This window comes from Umezawaea sp. Da 62-37 (genome assembly GCF_032460545.1).
Lineage (GTDB): Bacteria > Actinomycetota > Actinomycetes > Mycobacteriales > Pseudonocardiaceae > Umezawaea.
The window spans coordinates 506,804-525,165 of the sequence record NZ_CP135965.1; the positions used below are offsets into that span (position 1 = coordinate 506,804).

Annotated in this window: 13 protein-coding genes; 4 read left to right on the forward strand and 9 right to left on the reverse strand. The window is 72.6% G+C overall.

Features of this window, described 5'->3' with window-relative positions; translation table 11 throughout:
- Positions 1 to 2: 2 nt before the first annotated feature.
- Positions 3 to 623 (reverse strand): TetR/AcrR family transcriptional regulator, encoded by a 621-nt coding sequence (locus RM788_RS02185; RefSeq protein ID WP_315929753.1) that lies wholly within the window; start codon positions 621 to 623, stop codon positions 3 to 5.
- A 114-nt stretch (positions 624 to 737) separates the two neighbouring features.
- Between RM788_RS02185 and RM788_RS02190 the strand changes: the two genes are divergently transcribed.
- Both RM788_RS02190 and RM788_RS02195 read left to right on the forward strand, forming a co-directional pair.
- Positions 738 to 1,529: a siderophore-interacting protein gene (locus tag RM788_RS02190; RefSeq protein WP_315934963.1), complete on the forward strand. Its 792-nt coding sequence runs from the start codon at positions 738 to 740 to the stop codon at positions 1,527 to 1,529.
- Positions 1,530 to 1,564: 35 nt separating this feature from the next.
- On the forward strand, positions 1,565 to 3,682 hold the full coding sequence (locus RM788_RS02195; RefSeq protein WP_315929754.1) for a 2Fe-2S iron-sulfur cluster-binding protein: 2,118 nt from the start codon (positions 1,565 to 1,567) through the stop codon (positions 3,680 to 3,682).
- A gap of 126 nt (positions 3,683 to 3,808) precedes the next feature.
- Here RM788_RS02195 and RM788_RS02200 read toward each other — a convergent pair whose 3' ends face one another.
- Complete coding sequence (locus tag RM788_RS02200) at positions 3,809 to 4,963, reverse strand: oxidoreductase (protein WP_315929755.1); 1,155 nt, start codon at positions 4,961 to 4,963, stop codon at positions 3,809 to 3,811.
- A gap of 98 nt (positions 4,964 to 5,061) precedes the next feature.
- Here RM788_RS02200 and RM788_RS02205 point away from each other — a divergent pair, with 98 nt between their 5' ends.
- Positions 5,062 to 5,454, forward strand: a complete 393-nt coding sequence (locus RM788_RS02205; protein ID WP_315929756.1) for a MerR family transcriptional regulator — start codon at positions 5,062 to 5,064, stop codon at positions 5,452 to 5,454.
- Here the strand turns inward: RM788_RS02205 and RM788_RS02210 are convergent.
- Both RM788_RS02210 and RM788_RS02215 read right to left on the reverse strand, forming a co-directional pair.
- Positions 5,437 to 7,104 carry a methyltransferase gene (locus RM788_RS02210; RefSeq protein WP_315929757.1) on the reverse strand — a complete coding sequence of 556 codons (1,668 nt, stop codon included), beginning with the start codon at positions 7,102 to 7,104 and terminating at the stop codon, positions 5,437 to 5,439. The genes RM788_RS02205 and RM788_RS02210 overlap by 18 nt on opposite strands.
- A gap of 15 nt (positions 7,105 to 7,119) precedes the next feature.
- Entirely contained in the window at positions 7,120 to 8,289 is a 1,170-nt protein-coding gene (locus RM788_RS02215) for a 4-hydroxybenzoate 3-monooxygenase (RefSeq protein ID WP_315929758.1), read from the reverse strand.
- A gap of 428 nt (positions 8,290 to 8,717) precedes the next feature.
- Here RM788_RS02215 and RM788_RS02220 point away from each other — a divergent pair, with 428 nt between their 5' ends.
- The gene (locus RM788_RS02220) at positions 8,718 to 9,047 is read left to right on the forward strand and encodes a hypothetical protein (protein ID WP_315929759.1); all 330 of its coding nucleotides are present in this window, start codon (positions 8,718 to 8,720) and stop codon (positions 9,045 to 9,047) included.
- A gap of 77 nt (positions 9,048 to 9,124) precedes the next feature.
- Here RM788_RS02220 and RM788_RS02225 read toward each other — a convergent pair whose 3' ends face one another.
- The 5 genes from RM788_RS02225 to RM788_RS02245 form a co-directional block, all read right to left on the reverse strand.
- Positions 9,125 to 10,711, reverse strand: a complete 1,587-nt coding sequence (locus RM788_RS02225) for a class I adenylate-forming enzyme family protein (RefSeq protein WP_315929760.1) — start codon at positions 10,709 to 10,711, stop codon at positions 9,125 to 9,127.
- A gap of 138 nt (positions 10,712 to 10,849) precedes the next feature.
- Entirely contained in the window at positions 10,850 to 11,608 is a 759-nt protein-coding gene (locus tag RM788_RS02230) for an SDR family oxidoreductase (RefSeq protein WP_315929761.1), read from the reverse strand.
- Entirely contained in the window at positions 11,605 to 15,918 is a 4,314-nt protein-coding gene (locus tag RM788_RS02235) for a non-ribosomal peptide synthetase (protein WP_315929762.1), read from the reverse strand. The genes RM788_RS02230 and RM788_RS02235 overlap by 4 nt, the downstream gene beginning before the upstream one ends.
- A 54-nt stretch (positions 15,919 to 15,972) precedes the next feature.
- The gene (locus tag RM788_RS02240; protein ID WP_315929763.1) at positions 15,973 to 16,782 is read right to left on the reverse strand and encodes a 2OG-Fe(II) oxygenase; all 810 of its coding nucleotides are present in this window, start codon (positions 16,780 to 16,782) and stop codon (positions 15,973 to 15,975) included.
- A 793-nt stretch (positions 16,783 to 17,575) separates the two neighbouring features.
- Complete coding sequence (locus RM788_RS02245; protein ID WP_315929764.1) at positions 17,576 to 18,298, reverse strand: SDR family NAD(P)-dependent oxidoreductase; 723 nt, start codon at positions 18,296 to 18,298, stop codon at positions 17,576 to 17,578.
- Between the last annotated feature and the right edge of the window lie 64 nt (positions 18,299 to 18,362).

Sequence of the window (18,362 nt, forward strand, 5' to 3'; positions counted from 1 at the left end):
CCCTACCCATCCCCCCGCAGGTACCGGGTCACCATGGCGACCAGTTCCTCCTCGAACGTCTCGGCGGAGGCGGTTCGCGGGGCGGCCATGAACTTGTGGGTGTTCATCTCCACGGTGAACAGGATGATGTCCGCGGCGACGTCGGGGTCGCCCACGTGGATGTCGGGGTGCCGGACGATGACGTCGCGGATCTGGGCGATGCGCAGCTTGCCGTGGCGGTCGATGGTGTCGAGCAGTTCCTGGGAGACCGGCGCCTCCTCGATCATCACCCTGAGCAGCCGGGGGTCGTCGCTGTGGTTGTCGATCGCGTCGCGGATGAACGCCCTGACCACCGCCTGCAGCGTGCCCGGTGAGAAGTCGAGGTCGTCGACGTCGGGCCAGGAGCCGCGGTCGATGTGCTGGATCAGGATCTCGGCGAGGATGGAGTCCTTGTTCGGGAAGTACTGGTACAGCGAGCCGATGGAGACGCGGGCGCGTTCGGCGATGCGGTTGGTGGTGCCCGCGGCGTAGCCGTGCTCGGCGAAAACGTGAGCAGCCGCGGTGAGGATGCGCTCGCGGGTGAGTTCGCCGCGCACCTGGCTGGGCTTGCGACGTGGGTCTAGGCGTCGATCTGCCGAGGGCATCCCCGGTCCTCCTCGGTGGCGGTGAAAGCGAGTAGAAAATACCTGAGCGAATGCTCACAATATACCTATGAACTGCACGAATGAAGATCCAGGCGGCGTCTCGTGATCCCGAAGGTGCGCTTGCCCGAGTCGCGCACGATGATCACGCTGGAGGTGCGCCGCCGCGAGTCGCTGTCGCCGGGCTTCGCCAGCGTCACGCTCGGCGGTCCGGCGCTGCGGGACCTGGCGGTGGTCGGCGGCGACCAGACCGTCCGGCTGTTCTTCCCGCGCGAGGGCCAGGCCGCGCTGCGCATGCCGACCGCGTCGAGCGAGGCGTGGATGGCCCAGGTGCTGGTGATGCCGAAGTCCGTCCGCCCGCTGGTCCGGAACCTGACGATCCGCCGCGCCCGACCCGCCGAGGGCGAGGTGGACATCGAGTTCGCCCTGCACGGCGACTCCCCCATGTCGTCGTGGGTGCGCCGGGTGCGGCCGGGTGACCAGGCGGGCGTCTTCGACATGGGCACCACCTACCGGCGGCCGGAGGACGCGCGGGCGCAGCTGCTCGTGGGCGATGGGACCGCGCTGCCCGCCATCCTCGCGATCCTCGACCAAGCGCCGCCCGGCCTGGCCTCGGAGGTCTACCTGGAGGTGCCGACCGCGGCCGACGTGCGGGACGTGCCGACCGCACCGGGGATGCGGATCCACTGGTCGGTCCGCGACGACGTCGCGGACCGTCGACCGGGATCCGCCGTGCTGGAAGCGGTCCGGCGCGCGGAGGTGCCGCCCGGCCGCGTGTACGCGTGGGTCGCGGGCGAGTCCCGGCTGGCCACGTCCGTGCGCAGGCACCTCGTCAACGACCGCGGTGTCCCGAAGGCGGACATCTCGTTCGCGGGGTACTGGCGGCACGGCTGGTCGGCGAAGGGCTGAGGGGGATTCCGATGCAGTTGAGCACATTCCACCGCATGACCACGGTCGACGAGGTCGAGGCCGCCCTGGGGAAGGCGTCCCCGATGATCGCGCTGAAGCAGATCAGCGCCCTGGACGAGGGCTGCCGGACGATCCTGGCGCACAGCCCGCTCGCGGGCTTCGGCTACCGCGGCGCCGACGGCGTCAGCCGCACGACGTTCATCGGCGGCGCGCCGGGGTTCGCGCGCGTCCACTCGCCCACGCGGATCTCGTTCACCCTGCCCGACGGCGAGGCGCACGGCCCGGTGTCGTTCGTGTTCCTCCTGCCGGGTGTCGGGGAGACGTTGCGGGTCAACGGTTCCGTGGCCAAGCGGAAGGGTGTCGAGACGTTCGTCGACATCCAGGAGGCGTACGTGCACTGCGCGCAGGCCGTCATCCGCTCGCGCCTGTGGCAGCCGCCCGCCCCGGCCGGGCCCGCGCCCGAGGTGGTGGGCGCGGGGCCGCTTGGCGGTCCCGGCGTCGCGGAGTTCGTCGCCGCCGCCCCGTTCCTCGCACTGTCCACCTGGGACTCCGCGGACGGCGGTGACACCAGTCCGCGCGGGGACCAGCCGACCGTCGCGCGGATCCTCGACGGCCGGACGCTGGTCATCGCCGACCGCAAGGGCAACAAGCGCGCCGACAGCCTCCACAACCTCGTCCAGGACGACCGGATCTCGTTCGCCGCCCTGGTCCCCGGCCGGACCGGTGTGCTGCACGTCAGCGGCCGGGGCTCGATCACCGACGATCCGGCGCTGCTGGCGACGATGGCCCTGCGCGGCAATCCCCCGCACGCGGCGCTGCTCGTCGACGTCGACCACGCCGAGGTGACCGCCAACGACGCCGTGGCGCGCTCACGGGTGTGGGCCGCGGCCACGCACCTCGACCGCGGCACCGCGCCGGACCTGATGGTGCTGGCCGGTGACCACCTCGCCGCGAACATGGCCAACGCGGACAAGGGCCTGCTGGCGCGCGTGCTCAAGGTCGTCGCGAAGACCCCCGGCATCGGCCGGGTGCTGCGGCGGGCGATGAACCTGGCCTACGGGTCCGGGCTGCGCAAGGAGGGCTACGACGACGTCGCGGTCGACTCGCGGCGACCGAAGGGCGCTGGCGCCGAGGCCGTGGCGGCGGCCCCGTTGCGGGAGGTGCGGATCGCCGAGGTGCGCCGGGAGACGCCCAGCGCGGTCACCCTCGTGCTGGAGGACGCCGGGAACCCCGGCCCGTTCGACTTCCGGCCGGGGCAGTTCTTCACCCTGGTCCTGGACATCGACGGCAGACCGGTGCGGCGCGCCTACTCCGCGTCCTCGGCGCCGGGGGCGTCGCGACTGGAGGTCACGGTCAAGCAGGTCGACAACGGCCGGTTCTCCACCCGCGTCCACAGCCTGCGCGCCGGGGACCGGCTGTCGGTGCGCGGCCCGTCCGGGTCGTTCCACGCCGATCCGGCGGCGGCGCACGACGTGGTCATGATCGCCGCGGGCAGCGGTGTCACGCCGATGATGAGCATGATCCGCACCCTGCTGCCCGCGCCGGAGGCGGGCCGGATCTCGTTGCTGTGCAGCAATCGCGACGAGGAGGAGGTCATCTTCGCCGACGACCTCCTCCGGCTGGAGCAGGAGAACCCGCGGCGGTTGTCCGTCACGCACGTCCTGACGCGGCAACGCGGACGGCTCGACGCCGCCGGTGTGCGCGGCTGGCTCACCGGACTGGGGGCGTCGGAGGACGCCCGGTACTACCTGTGCGGGCCCGAGGCGCTGGTGGACGTCGTCCAGGGCGTCCTCACCGAACTCGGTGTGCCGGAGGACCGCGTGCACCACGAGCGCTACACCAGCGGGGCGGACACGACCACCGCGACCACCACGCCGCAGGAGATGGTCGTCCTGGACGGTGCCCACGACGTGGGCACGGCGGTGGTCGAGCCCGGTCAGACGCTCCTCGACGCCGGGCTCGCGGCGGGTCTGCCCATGCCCTACTCGTGCACGGTCGGCAGCTGCGGCGACTGCATGGTGAAGCTGCGCACCGGGGAGGTCGCGATGAACGGGCCGAACTGCCTGACGCCGCGGCAGAAGGCCGACGGCTACGTCCTGGCCTGCGTGGGCTGCCCGCTGTCCAAGGTCACCCTGGACATCGCCGAGCCATGACGTCCGGCGGTCGACCCGGTCGTCGAACATCGTCGTGCCTGGGCGTTGGGAGCAGCGCGTCCGGCTGCTCCCAACGCCCAGCGGGCCCCGCGCCCGGAGTCGCGTCCACAGTGGACGCTGATCCTGTCAGTGGACGGAGCCGAGCGCCGCCGCCGTGAAGGCCGTGATCTCGTTCTTGCGGCCGGTGAGCATCTTGGCCGCCCACTCCGGGTCGGCGATGAGGGGCCTGCCGATGGCGACCAGGTCGAACTCGTCGGATTCCAGGCGGTCCAGGAGCCCGTCGATGCCGGTCGTGGCGACGGCTTCGCCGGTCAGGCTGTTCCAGAAGTCGTTGTCCAGGCCGACCGATCCGACGGTGATGGCGGGCTTCCCGGAGAGCTTCTTCGTCCAGCCCGCCAGGTTCAGGTCGGACCCGGCGAACGCGGGCTGCCAGTACCGGCGGGTGGACGCGTGGAAGGCGTCGGCGCCCGCGTCGGCGAGCTTGTCCAGGACGACGCCGAGGTCCTCGGGGGTGTCGAAGCTCCGGGCGTCGAAGTCGTTGCTCTTCCACTGCGACAGCCGGACAACGACCGGGAACCCCGCCGGGACCGCGCCGCGGACCGCGGCGACGACCTCGGCGACGACCTCGGCGGCGAACCGGGCGCGGGAGCCGGTGCCACCGCCGTAGGCGTCGGTGCGGCGGTTGGAGCGCGACCAGAAGAACTGGTCGATGAGGTAGCCGTGCGCGCCGTGCAGTTCGACGCCGTCGAAGCCGAGTCGCGCGGCGGTGGCGGCCCCTTCGGCGAAGGCGCGGACGACGTCGTCGATGTCGTCCTGCGTCATCGCGCGTCCCCTGCGCGGGTTGTCGTCCACGGGCAGGCCGGAGGGGTCGACGGCACCGTCCATCGGCACGCCGGAAGGGCCGACCGCGGGGGCCTCCGGGTGGGGCGGGTCGCCGGCCTTGCGGACCATGCCGATGTGCTGGAGCTGCGCGAAGACCAGGCCGCCCTCCGCGTGGACGGCCCGCACGGCCCGCGACCAGCCAGCCAGCGCGGCGTCGCCGTACATCCGCGACCCGTTGTCCAGCTGCCCGGCCGACGGGTGGTCGACGTAGACGCTCTCGGTGATGACCAGGCCCACGCCGTTGGCCGCGCGCCGGGCGTAGTAGGCGGCCAGGTCGTCGCTCGGGACCCCGTCCGGGGAGTCGAAGCGGGTCATCGGGGCCATGACGATCCGGTTGGGGATGGTGAGCCCGCCCAGGTCGAGCGGACGGGAGAACAGCTGGGCTGCACGAGTGGGCACTGGAATCGATCTCCTTCGAGTGGGTCGCCCGCTACGCTGGGATCTGACGTTCACGTCAGATGCAAGGCTTCGTGAGCGGCACCACAACGAGGGAGCGAATGCGGATCGGCGAACTCGCCGCGAAGGCGGGCGTGAGCGTGCGGGCCCTGCGCTACTACGAGGAGCAAGGGCTGCTCGTCTCGCAACGGAGCGCAGGCGGCACCCGCCACTACCCGGACACCGCGGTGGACCAGGTCTTCATGATCCGGCAGTTCTACGCGGCGGGGCTGGCCAGCAGGTCGATCGTCGCGATCCTGCCGCACCTGGACACCGATGGCGTGACCCCGGAGGTGCTCGCCCTGCTCCAGGGGGAACGGGACCGCGTCGAGCGGCTGCTCACCGATCTCACCAGCGTCCGGGACAGGCTCGACTCCGGGATCGCCACCGCTACGACGGCCCTGGGCACCGGGGAGGACTGCCGCTCCACCTCGCGCTCATGGGGTATGGCGTAGCGCGCGGCGGGCGCGCACGAGGTGCGCGTCCAGCGGCAGTTGGCGGGTCTCGACCACTTCGAAGCCCGCGGCGGCCAGCAGTTCCCGGTAGTGGGACCCGGTGCGCTCACGGCCACCGGTGTTGCACAGCATGTGGACGTCCCACGGGATCGCCAGCGAGTCGGCGTCCGCCGTCTCCGGGAGCAGGCGTTCGACCACCAGCAGTTCCGCGTGCGCGGGCATGTCCCGCGCGCACGTGGCCAGGATGGCGCGGCACTGCTCGTCGTCCCAGTCGTGCAGCACGCGGGAGAGCAGGTAGACGTCGCCGATGCCGGGAACGGACTCGGTGAAGTCGCCGGGGACCAGGGTCACGCGGTCGGCGACCTCGGCCAGCCGGGCCCGTGCCGCGGTCAGCGCGTGCGGGCGGTCCATCAGCACACCGCGCAGCGCCGGGGTGGCGCGCAGGACGCGGGCCAGCAGTTCGCCGTTGCCGCCCGCCACGTCGACGACCATGCGCGCGGCGGAGAAGTCGAAGACCCCGGTGACGCCCGCGAACATGGCGTTGCTGGAGGCCATCGACCGGTGGAACAGCTCGGCCAGGTCCGGGTCGGCGGCCATGTGCTCGAAGTGGTGGGAGCCGAAGACCTTCGCGTAGGACTCCCCTCCGTCGCGGACGGCGTCGGCCAGCGCGGCGAACGACCGGTAGAACGGGCCGCCGTACATCAGCGCGAGCGGGCGCATCGAGCCCGCCGCGTCGGAGCGCAGCAGCGCGCCGAGTCCGGTGGGGCCGTAGCGCGTCCCCGACGTGTGCACGACGCCGAGCGCCGTCAGGTAGCGCAGCAGCCTGCCCAGGCTGTGCTCGTCGGTCCCGGTGGCGGCGGCGAGGCCCGGCAGGTCCCCGATCGTGTCGAGGTGGTCGAGCAGCCGCAGTTCGGCGGCGGTCGCGATGGCCTGCGTGGCCCAGGCGCCGGTCAACAGGCGCAGCAGTCCGGTGCCCGCGCACGACTCGCGCCGGTGGGTGGCGAGCAGCCGCGGGAACCGGCCCGCGCAGAGCAGCTCCAGCCTGCGGAACGCCGGGTCGGCGCCGTGCTCGTCGCGGAAGTAGAGGACGGTGGAGTTCTCGTAGCCGTTGTGGCCGCCGCCGTCGGGGCGCATCGCGGTGGCGAGGGTCGCGCGGAGTCCTTGCAGCACAACGGGGTCGGGCCGCCGGACGGCCAGCGCGAAGTGGTTCTCCCTGCCGTGCTCGCGTTCGTCCTCGGCGATGTGCGCCCATTCCGGCGGCGTCACCACCGCGAAGATCTCCAGCTCGCGCGGCAGACCCGTGCGGTCGGTGACCGCGGCGCGCACGATGCCGACCTCCAGTTCGTGCTGCGGCACGCCGTACCGGCTGCTCAGCCGTTCGCGGACGACCACGCTGGGCGTCATCCCGCCCACCTCGACACCTTGCGCGGCAAGCTCTTCGGCCAGCCCGACGAGTGTCTCCGGGAAGATCGGCAGTGCCACGTGGTCGAGGGTGACGTGCCCCGCGAGGGCCGCGCGGTGGTCCTCGTCCAGCGAGGGCAGGGCGGCGGCGAGCACCGACGCCGTGTCGTTGGCGCCGAGCAGGTCGATCGCCGCGGTGACGCGGGCGAGGTCGGCTGTGGCGAGCAGTGGTGTCGTCGTGGATGTCATGGCGCTTTCCGCTGGTCAGATGCCGACGTAGTGCTCGGCGAAGAAGTTCTGGTGGGCGTGGGAGTCACGCAGGCTGTCGAGCCGGGCGTGGCGCAGCGCGCACTGGAAGTCCGCGTCGGCGGTGGCCGCGGGTGGGCAGTGCAGGAGGTCGATCATCCAGCGGGAGAACTCCTGCGCCCGCCAGATGCGCGGCAGGCAGGTGCGCGAGTAGGCGGCGAGCCCGCTGTGGTCGTCGCGGACGAGCGCGTCGACGAGCGCGCGGGCCAGCAGTTCGGCCTCCATGATCGCCAGGTTGGCGCCCTTGGCCGCCGACGGGCTGATCAGGCTGGCCGCGTCGCCGACGAGGAACAGCCGCTCGTGCTGGATGGGGTCGACGACCTCGGACCGCAGGTGCACGATCCGGCGTTCGGTGATCCGGCCCCGGCGCAGCGGACCGAACTCGGCGGTCCGCATCCGGGTGTCCAGCGCGGCCCAGATCCGGTCGTCCGTCCAGGTTTCCGGGTCGTCGTCGGGCCGGACCTGGAGGTAGTAGCGCGTCACCTCGGGACCGCGCGCCATGTGGCCCGCGAACCCGTCGTCGTGGATGGCGTAGGTGACCGCCGCCATGCTCTGCGGGGCCTCGGCGAGCACCGCCAGCCAGGCCACGCCGTGGTCCTGGCTGTGCCGGGTCACCGCCGCGGGCATGGCCGGCCGGGTCACGCCGTTGCCGCCGTCGCAGCCCGCGAGGAACAGGCCCGCCGCCCGACCCGTGCCGTTCGCGTCGCGGTAGCCGATCGTGGCCGTCCGCGCGTCGACGTCGGTGACGGTGGTGCCGAACCGCAGTTCGCCGCCCCGGTCGAGGTACTCCGCGATCAGGTCGGTGACCAGGTCCTGCTGCGGGTAGACCGTGTGCACCTCGCCCCGGCCCAGCCGGGCGTAGTCCAGCTCGAACCCGCCGTTCCCGCCGCGGAACGCGCACAGGCCGTGCGGGCGTCCCCCGTGGAGCATCCCGGCGCCGAGCCCGTGGCCGGTCAGCACCCTGGCGCTGTGGGGGCCGAGGAACCCCGCTCGCGCCCTGGTCCGCACCTGTTCCCGGCAGGCCCGCTCCACGACGAGGGTCCCGATCCCCGCCGCCCGCAACAGGTTCCCCAACACCAGGCCCGCGGGCCCCGCGCCCACGATGAGCACGGTTGTCTGGTCGACCACGCCTTCCGGTCCCCTCTCCGCTCCCGCACGCCACCCCGGCGGGTCCTTGTGCGGCAGCACTCGACCTCACCGGCCGGGGCGGGCGCGGGCGGCTCGCCGACGCGCGGACGATGATCACCCCATCGTGTCGGCGACGGAGTCCGAAAAGGACAGTGGTAGGCGGGTCGTCCGACCGGCCTGAAGACGATCTTCGGCGGCACCTCGGACCCGCCCGCGGCCCGCGGCCCGTGCGCGGGGGGTCGACGCTGCCTCGCGCCCGACGCCGTGCGGGCCGTTCACCACCGGTGGGTCACCGGCGCGCCGGTAGCATGCGTGATCGTGAACCCGGAGAAACCCCCTGCGAGCGGGAGCCGACCGAAGCGGGCCGAGGCCGGCGACGGCGGGCCGACGCGACCCACCGGACGAAGCACAGGGAGACCCCAGACACCGTGAGCACCTCCAGGCTCCACGACGCCCTCGCCGATCCCGCCGCCGACGCCCGTGCCCGGTTCGGCGTGGGCGACAACGGCTACCTCGAAGGCTCCAAGGTCGTCCACGCGGTCCGCCTGCAGGATTGGCTCGGCGTCTCCGTCCCCGGCCCCGGCTGCCACGTGGGCACCGGCGGCTGGGACTTCACCCGCTTCAAGCCCACCCGTTCCCCCGTCGACTGCGGCCGCTGCTCGAAGTCCCGGCTGCACGGCCCGATCGCGGACGCCGACCGGCCGGGCCAGCTCGGACTCGACCTCGGCCCCGACTACCGCCGCGGTCCGCACGGGTGACGCGAGGGCGCTGATCCGGCCGAACCCGCGCAACGACAGGGGAACACGGCACTTCGCCCGCAACCGGCGGGTCCTGGTCAGCGCCGGACCGCAGCACCGCCGTGGCGTGCGACCAGCGCCCGCTTGTCCGGCTTGCCCGCTCCGGTAAGGGGCAGCTCGGCGTGGAACACCACCACGGCGGGCACGTGCTTCGGGGACAGCTCGACGGCGACGTGGCCGATCAGCGCGCCGGAGTCGGCGGTGCTGCCGGGCCGCGCCACGACGGCGGCGTGGACGTGCTCCACGCGGTCGTCGTCGATCACGCAGAACACCGCGGCCTGCGCGACCTCCGGATGGGTCAGCAGCGCGTTCTCCACGTCCGTGGGGTGGATCTTGATGCCGTTGGCCTTGATCACATCGCCCATCCGGCCGTGCAGGCGCAGGAAGCCCTTGCCGTCGAGGGAACCGAGGTCGCCCGTGTGCACCCAGCCGTCGCGGATGGTCGCGGCGGTCAGCTCCGGTTCGCCCCAGTAGCCGATCATGGTGGACGGGCTCCGCACGCACACCTCGCCGATCGCGCCGGGCGGGACGTCGCGGTCCTCGGCCAGGTCGCGGATGCGCAGCTCCGCGGCCGGGCGCCCCGCGGTCCCGAGCAGTTCCGGGTCGAGGTGGTCCGGCTGGGTCAGCACGCTGATGGGGCTGGTCTCCGTGGTCCCGTAGAGCTGGAGCAGCACCGGGCCGAACGCCTCGAGCGCCTCGGCCACGCGGGCGGGAGCCGCGGGGGAACCGACGTAGGTGATGGCCCTGATGCTCGACCGGTCGGTGGTGGCGAAATCGGGGTGGTCGACCAGCATGTACAGCTGCGGCGGGGTGATCGCCAGCGTGGAGGCGCGGTGGCGTTCCACGGCCCGCAGGACCTCCCCCGCGTCGAACCCGTCGTGCAGGACCACCGTTCCCCCGGAGGCGAGCGCGAGGTCGGCGACGGTGCCGCTGGAGTTGCTCACCGGCATGGTCGCCAGGTACACCAGCGGTTCCGGCGTCCGGAAACCCACCTTGAGGCCCACGTCGAGGTAGAGGCCGCGCACGCGGTACGACATCGTGACGGCCTTGGGGCGGCCGCTGGTACCGCTGGTGCAGATCACCACGGCGGGCTGTTCCGGGTCGATCCCGACGGCGTCGGGGTCGAAGGCGTCCGGATCGCCCGCGGAGAGGTCCAGGACGTCGGGGCCGAGAGGGCCGAGCGCGGCGAGCAGCGGCGGCACGGGCAGCCTGCCGCACAGCTCGCGAGCCGCGTCGGCGTGCTCCGCGTCGACCGCGATGAAGGTCGCCCCGGTCTTGCCGAGGATCTCCTGCCGGGCGGTGGCGGCCATCTCGTCGGTCGGGTCCACCGCGTTCGTGGAGTGCAGGTGGACCAGGGTGGCCCCGGCGAGGTTGGCCGCGTAGCGGAGGATGATGGTCGCCGGGCTGTTGGTGACGGTCAGCACCGCCACGACCGGCGCCCCGCCCCCGGAGGTCGTGGCCGGGTGTTCCGCGAAATGCCCGCGCAGGCGTTCCGCCGCCGTGAGGACCGCTTCGGAGAACCGGCGCGCGGTGTACTCCTCGCCTTCCCGCCGCACGGCGATCCGGTCGGGGGCGGACGCCAACCCGTCGAGCACCCGGCGGGCGTAGTTCTCGTTCGAGGACATCGGACTCCATCCCACTGGCCCGTCCACCTACCGGTGCGGGGCGAGGTGATCACGAATGCGCGGCGGCGATTCCGGGCGGCCGCGGCGAGGGCCCGCGGAAGCCGGTGATCGCGGCAGGCGGGCCGGGTGGGCGGCCGGTCAGGCCTTCTGGCGCGTGGGGCGCAGGCGGATGTCGTCGAGGTGGACGTGCTTCGGGCGGCCGATCACGTACCCGACGACGTCGGCGACGTCCTCCGGGACCAGCAGCGGCCCGTTGTCCGCCGCGACCTTCTCGAACCACGCCGGGTCGTAGCCCGCGGCCTCCTGGAACCCCGACCGCACGAAACCCGGTTCGATCAGGGTCACCCTGATGTTGTGCACGCACACCTCCTGCCGCAGCGCCTCCACCAGCGAGTGCACCGCGAACTTGGTCGAGCCGTACACCGGGTTCGCGGCCGAGACCTGCCTGCCGACGGTCGAGCCGATGACCACGACGTCGCGCGCCAGTGCGCCGCCGTCGGCCTCCGCCCGCTTGCGGAACTCGGCGCCGACCACGCGGAGCTGGCGCAGCATGGCGAGGTAGTTGACCTCCACCAGCCGCTCCCAGCGCTCGGGGTCGGAGCCCAGCACGGTGCCGGGCAGGCCCTGTCCGGCGGCGGCGACGAACACGTCGGCGGGTCCCCATTCCCGTTCGGCCGTGGCCAGCAGTTCCTCGGTGTGGCCGATGTGCGCGATGTCGCCGACCGCCGGGACGACCTGGCCGGGCGCTCCGCGCAGTCCTTCGGCCAGTTCCGCCAGCGGTTCGGCGCGCCGACCGGCGGCCACCACGCGGGCGCCCTGATCGGCGAGGTGGTGGGCGACGGCCCGCCCGATCCCCGACGAGGCTCCGGTCACGACTGCGATGCGTCGGTCTGTCATGTCGAGTCCCCGTGGTTCGTCGGTCGGCCTGCTCGTGCGGAGGCCTGGGCGGGTCGGTGCGGCAGGTCGCCCCGGTCGACCAGGCCGGTCAACCAGGCGTGCAGCCAAGTGCGGTCCGGTGGGGGGAACCGCACGTCCAGGCGGGTCAGCAGGCGGCGGGTGCGGCTGTGGTCGTAGCGGACGTTGCGCTCCGGGCGGCTGGCCCAGAAGTGCGCGAGGGCGATCTGCTCGTCGCCTCCGGCCAGGTGGTCGGCGAACAGCGGCGCGAAACCGGCGGCCCCGTCGGACTCCAGGACGAACCCGAGTTCGCGCAGGACGGCGAACAGGTCCGCGTAGGACACCTCGTGGTGCGTGTCGACGTGGAAGGTGCCGCCGGACACCCGTTCACTGCGCGAGATCGCCAGGACGCCTTCGGCCACCACGTCCACCGGGCTCAGCGCCACCGTCCCCGCGTCGGCCCCCGGCACGCGGCCGATCCCCACCGCAGCGCGCAGGAGCTGGACGAGCCTGCTGTCGCCGCCGTTGCGCTGGAAGCGGCCGGTGACCGAGTGGCCGGTGACGTTGCCGGACCGGTAGACGAACCCCGAGCCGCCCGCCGCGGCGAACTCGTGGACGATCCGCTCCGCGTCGTACTTGCTGCGCTCGTACTCGTTGAGGAAGCGCTGGCCGACGTTGAGGCTGTCCTCGGAGAAGACCGCCGGTTCGCCCTCCGGTCCGGTGCCGCAGACCGCGAGGGTGGAGACGTAGTGCACGTCCTTCGGCCGACCGGTCGAGGCGAGGGCGACGACGGCGCGCACCGGTTCGGCGTTGAGGCGGGTGAAGTTCTCCCGGTCGCCGAACAGCCGGGTGTCGGCGGCGAGGTGGTAGACGGCCTCGACCTCGCCGACCAGCCGCCCGTACTCCTGGTCGGACAGGCCGAACGCGGGCTCGGCGAGGTCGCCCACCAGCACGGTGAGCCGGTCGGCGTGGCGGTCGAAGTCGACGTCGGGCAGGTACCAGGCGAGCGCCTCGCGCAGCCGCTCGGCGGCGGGGCGGCCGTCGCGGTCGCGGACCAGGCAGCGGACCGCGCCGCTGGTGCGGGTGAGCAGCAGGTGCAGGAGGTGGACGCCGATGAAGCCGGTGGCGCCGGTGAGGAGCACCGTGCCGTACTCGCGGACGCCGGTCCGCCCGAGGCCGTCCGTCCGCGGCTCCAATCCCAGCGCGTGCGGGACCTGGACGAGCAGACCTGTGGTGGAGCCGGGTTCCACCACCGGCCGCCACGCCTCCGGCGGAAGTCCGGACGCCTCCAGCAGGTGCTCGCGGGTGGCGCGGGCCAGGTCGGTCAGCTGCCCGGAGTCGTTCAGGCGCGCGGGGTAGGACAGGTCGGCGACCAGTTGGCCGTCGTGCAGGCGCGCGGTGAGCTTGAGGACGTGCCCCCGGTCGTTCTCCGGTCCGCGCACTGCGCCCGGCCGGTGCCGCGACGGCGACAGCCGGAGTTCGTCGTCCTGGGGGAAGGCCAGCGTCCCCAGGTAGTTGAAGCACACGTCGCTGCGCTGCGGCCGCCCGTGCAGCCCGTAGGCGACGCCGAGTCGGGGCACGTCCGACAACGCGGCCTCGGTGGCCTTGACCGTGGCCGTCACGTCGTCGGCGACGGAGGCGATGCGGACCGGGAAGGTGGAGGTGAACCAGCCCACCACGCGGGAGACGTCGAGGGCTTCGTCGAGCGGGAGGCGTCCGTGGCTCTCGACGTCGACCACGACCTCGTCGGCGCCGCGCGCCGTGGCCAGCGCCTGGGCGAAAGCGCCGAGCAGGACGGCGTGAGGGGGCAGCCTGGTGCGGTGCAGCGCGTCGGTCTGGGCGCGGGACAGGCGGAACCAGGTCGTCTCGGCGTCGGCCTCGCGGTTGTCGCCGACGGCGGCGGGGACCGGGGGCGCGGTGGTGATGTCGTCCCAGTACTCCAGGTCGTCGGCCAGTGAGGGGGCCCGGACGCGCAGGTGGGTCGCCCAGTCGCCGAAGTCGGTGGGCGCGGGGGCCAGCGACGGGACACCGCCGCGCAGCCGTTCGAGGTAGCAGTGGGCGAGGTCGCCCGCGACGATGCGCCAGGAGACGGCGTCGACGCACAGGTGGTGGGCCACCAGCAGCAGGTGGCCGCGTTCGGGGCCGAGGAACAGGTGGGCCCGGAACAGGGTGCCGTCCTCGACCCGGATCCCGCGCTGGCAGGCGGTGGCCGTCTCCTCGACGTGCCGCGCGGCCTCGTCGGCGTCGACCGGCAGGGTGGAGCTGGTGAACGGAGCGCCGGGCTCGGTGGGCACGCGGCGGACACCGCCCGGACCGGGGCGGAAAGCGGTGCGGAGCAACGGGTGCAGGCGAACCACGTCGGCCACCGCGGCGGCCATGGCCTCCGGTCGGACGGGCGCGTCCGCGTCCAGCAGCAGCGCCTGGTTCCAGTGGTCGGGCTGGGCGAAGCGCTGCCGGAAGAACCACTCCTGGGCGGGCGACAGCGCGGTGTCCTCGGCCCGGAACGGAACCACCGGGCGGTACGCGGCCCCCTCCCCCGCGGCGCCCGCCCGCAGACGGGCGGCCAGGGCGGCGGCGGTGGGGTCGGCCAAGAAAGCGGCGGCGGACACGCGGTGGCCGCGGGACTGGAGGTCCGCGATCACCTGGATGGCGTCGATGGAGTTGCCGCCGACCGACGCGAAGTCGTCGAACGGGGTGAAGTGGTCGTGGCCGAGCTGGCGCCGCCAGGCCTTCAGCACCTCGTCGAGCAGCGGATCCCCCGAGGAGTGCTCACCAGGGCGCTCGGCGGGGCTTTCCTCGGCCAGCAGGCGCAGCGCAGCGAGGTCGGTCTTGCCGTTCCCGGTCCGCGGGAACGCGTCGAGCACTTCGATCCGGTCCGGGACCATGTACGAGGGCAGCAATTCCCGTGCCCGCGTCCGGAGCGAGGCCGACCGTTCACGGGGGCCGGGCGCGCTGACCACGGCGACCAGTCGCCCCTGCTCGCCGGGCAGCAGCACCGCGAGGGCGTCGGTCACGCCGGGCATCCGCCGCAACCCGGCCTCGACGTGGTCGAGTTCGACGCGGTGACCGCGCACCTTGACCTGCCGGTCGCCGCGGCCGAGGAACTCCAGCACACCTCGGGAGTCGACCCTGACCCGGTCGCCGGTGCGGTAGGACGCGCCGAGACCCGGATGTCGGGCGGCCACCTCCCCGGTGAACGCCGCCGCGGTGGCCTCCGGGGCGTCGCGGTAGCCCAGCGCGACCGAGGGACCGACGACGTACAGCTCACCGGTCGCGTCCCGCTCGTGGAAGGTCCCGTCCGGCGTGCGGACGAAGAGCCGGTTCGCACCGAGCGGGCGGCCGATCGGCACCGACCCCGCGTCGCCCAGGGCGTCGAGGTCGGCCTCGGAGGTGAGGACGTGGACGGAGACGCCGACCGTCGCCTCGGTCGGGCCGTAGTGGTTGACCAGCGCGGCGGTGACGCCGGAGGCGATGACCCTGCGGGCCAGCGGCAGGGGCAGGAGCTCACCGCCGAGCAGCAGGTGCCGGAGCCTCGGCCGGGTGGTGTCGTCGAGCCCGTGGGCCTGGAACAGGACGCCCCAGTGCGAGGGCGTGGTCTTGAGGACGTCGATCCGCTCGGCGTGCAGGTAGCGGAGCAGGCCCGCGGGGTCGCGCCGCGTGGCGTCGTCCACCAGGTGCAGGGTGCCGCCGGTCCACAGGGCGAGGAAGACGCAGGTGTTGCCGAGGTCGGCGGCGAGCGTGGTGACGTGGGCGTACCGGAGCGCCTCGGTCACGTCGAGCCGTTCGAGCAGCGATTCGGTGTAGTGCCTGATGTTGGCGTGCGTGACCATGACGCCCTTGGGCACGCCGGTGGAGCCGGAGGTGTGCAGCACGTACGCGATGTCCTGCGGGCCGGGGACGGTCACGTCTCCCGCGGAGGGCTGGTGGGTTTCCCCGGAGTCGTCCCCGTGGACATCGAGGACGTCGAGCCCGTGCCGGCGCAGTTCATCGAGGTGCGGCGCTGCGGCGAGCACCAGGTCGGGGCGGGCCGTCGCGAGACGGCCCGCCCCCTCGGAGACCGGATCGGCCGGTTCGACCACGGTGTACGCCGCACCGGCGGAGAGCACGGCCAGGAGCGCGGCGACAGTCGTGGGCTCGCGGTCCAGGTGCACGCCGACGAGGTGTCCCCGGCCGATGCCCCGGCGGCGCAGGCGGCGGACCAGTCGCGAGACCCGGACGTCGAGCTGGGCGTAGGTCAGGCGATCGTGACCCACGACGACAGCCGTGCGGTCCGGGTGGACCTCCGCGTGCGCTTGGACCTGAGCCGGGAGCATCAACTGTCGTCCTCCGGGGGTGTCGACTCGTGGCCGGTTGTCCGGTGGTGGGCGTCAGCTCCAGAACAGGAGCGGTTCCTGCGGGCCCTTGCTGACGATGAACGCGCTGGCGCCGACCCGGTGCTGGTCCTTGGCGGGCGTCACCGCGTGCAGCTGGCGGGGGCTGATGAGGATGAGGTCCCCGGCCTCCGGGTGGATCTGGAGGACCGGCTTCTCGAGGGAGTCCGGCTCCAGGCCCTCGACCTCGAGGATCGTCTTCGTCTCCTGCGGAGTGGGCTCGCGCAACCAGAGCTGGAGGTCGCCGCCCTCGTCCGCGGACTGCAGGTAGATGTTGGCGACGAGCTGGTTGAGCACGCCCTCGATCTCGGGGGCGTCGGTCTCCTGGTCGATCGCGTCGTTGTGCGGCCAGAACTCCGAGGTGTTCGGCTGGAAGACGCGCAGGGCGCCGACGAAGCAGGTCCGGCCCTTCAAGCGCAGCAGGTTGGCACCCGCGGGCCACAGCTCCTGCAGCTCCAGCCGGATGCGGTCCACCGGCGCCAGGTGCGGGTGGAACATCGAGCGGACGTCCTCGATCGCCGGGAGCGCCTGCTCGTGGTACTTCTTGGTCTGCTCCTCGTCCCACTTGGTGTCGATGTGGGGCATGTACACACGACCGACGCTGCTGGTGTGCTGCTTGTGGTAGTGGCCGAGCGCCTGGTGGTTGATCGCCTTCGCGGCGACCTCGGCGGCGACCTCGACCGGGTAGTAGCCGCGCACGTGGATCGCGGCGATCTCCCGATTGGCCAGCTTGAGCAGCGTGTCTGTCGTGAGTTCGTGCGCGACGGTGTTCGTCGCGGACCGTACCACGTCGGGCAGGGTGGTCACGGATGGCTTCCTCTCGGTCGATGGCGCAATGCTGAGGTGAATGCGTGGCGGTTCCGGGGAATCGATTGCGCGCGTCCGGACGGGTGTCAACGGCCTTCGATCGCCGCGACCGGCGAAGGGCCCGGAGTCGCGGCCCGCCGGACCACCGGTATGCGCGCCGGCATGTGAACTCTCCATTCCGGTCGTCGTGGATCAACCGTGTGCGGGAGGCATGACCGAAGCGTATGGTCGACGTATAGCGCGTGAATAGCGTCGCCGGTTTCGCGCTCGCGTGGAAATACTCCGACGCCGGCGTTGTCGACGTACCGCGATACCGGACAGCGACATGCCCATGGCAATACTTGAGGCAGATCACCACTGGTCAGAGCGGTCCCACCCGTCGTCAGCGGCTTGCGACCCGCGTCCCGACCACAGGTTCGGACCAAAAGCCCGTGCCATTGGAAGCAGACATTCCCACACATTTCGCAAATCCGCATACCCCTCGGAGGTGCACCGCCACCGCGGTCCGCGAGTGGCTTTACCCGTTGTCGACGGCCGGGATGTTCGCCACCGGGCCACGTCGCGCATGTGTCGCCACACCGGTACCGGCGACAAGCGGTTCGACACCGTCGAACACGTCCGAAAGGTGTCGAACCGCTACTGGGCGCACGTTCCCGCGCATGACCGGAGGCTCACGGCACGATCATCCCGGCCCCACCACCGCCCAAGACCGAAGTGCTCACCCCGTCAAAGGATCGCGCGGTCCCGGAATGAGGCGGCGAATCACCGGATCAGCTATTCCGCTCGGGCCACTTCACCAGGGAACGACACCGTCATCGTCGAACAGACCGCCGGTCGGGCCGTCGTCGGGGAGCGTGGCCAGCCGGATGGCGATCCTGGCGCCCTCCTCCGGGGTGCGGGCCCCTTGGAAGTGGGTGAGGTCGGTCGCCACGAAACCGGGGCAGGCGTTGTTGATCATGATGCCGGTGCCCGCCAGCTCCTTGGCGTACTGGATGGTGACGGCGTTGAGGAACGTCTTCGTCGGCGAGTACGCCCCGTCGACCCCACCGAGTTCGACGCCGGGGGTCGTCTGCAGGGTGAGCGAGGCGACGTGGCTGGACTGGTTGACGATCCGCGGGTGCTCGGAGCGGCGCAGCAGCGGCAGCATCGCGTTGGTGACCCGGATGAGACCGAGCACGTTGGTCTCCACCACCTCCCGCACGGCGTCGGGTGTCGTGGTCGAGGGCTTCGCCGGCCACGGCCCCGCCACACCGGCGTTGTTCACCAGGATGTCGAGCCGCCCGGCGCGCTCCTCGATCAGCGCGGCGGCGGCCGCGACGCTCGCGTCGTCGGTCACGTCGAGGTGCACGCCGAAAGCGTCCACGCCGTCCGCGCGCAGTGTCGCCACCGCGTCCATGTGCCGTTCGTCGCGGTCCCCGACACCGACGCTCCACCCCAGCGCGCCGAGCCCGGCCGCGATCGCGTACCCGATCCCCTTGTACGCGCCGGTGACCAGCACGATCGTCTGTTCGCTCATGCCGTTGACAATGACCACGCGCGACCGGCTCACCAACACCGTCCGAGTCGACCGGCGATACCCC

Bases quoted from the DNA above. Each gene is read 5' to 3' on its own strand.
- RM788_RS02225 (WP_315929760.1), bottom strand. From the start codon at position 10,711: ATGTCCTCGAACGAGAACTACGCCCGCCGGGTGCTCGACGGGTTGGCG.
- RM788_RS02210 (WP_315929757.1), bottom strand. From the start codon at position 7,104: ATGACATCCACGACGACACCACTGCTCGCCACAGCCGACCTCGCCCGC.
- RM788_RS02185 (WP_315929753.1), bottom strand. From the start codon at position 623: ATGCCCTCGGCAGATCGACGCCTAGACCCACGTCGCAAGCCCAGCCAG.
- RM788_RS02205 (WP_315929756.1), top strand. From the start codon at position 5,062: ATGCGGATCGGCGAACTCGCCGCGAAGGCGGGCGTGAGCGTGCGGGCC.
- RM788_RS02230 (WP_315929761.1), bottom strand. From the start codon at position 11,608: ATGACAGACCGACGCATCGCAGTCGTGACCGGAGCCTCGTCGGGGATC.
- RM788_RS02195 (WP_315929754.1), top strand. From the start codon at position 1,565: ATGACCACGGTCGACGAGGTCGAGGCCGCCCTGGGGAAGGCGTCCCCG.
- RM788_RS02235 (WP_315929762.1), bottom strand. From the start codon at position 15,918: ATGCTCCCGGCTCAGGTCCAAGCGCACGCGGAGGTCCACCCGGACCGC.
- RM788_RS02245 (WP_315929764.1), bottom strand. From the start codon at position 18,298: ATGAGCGAACAGACGATCGTGCTGGTCACCGGCGCGTACAAGGGGATC.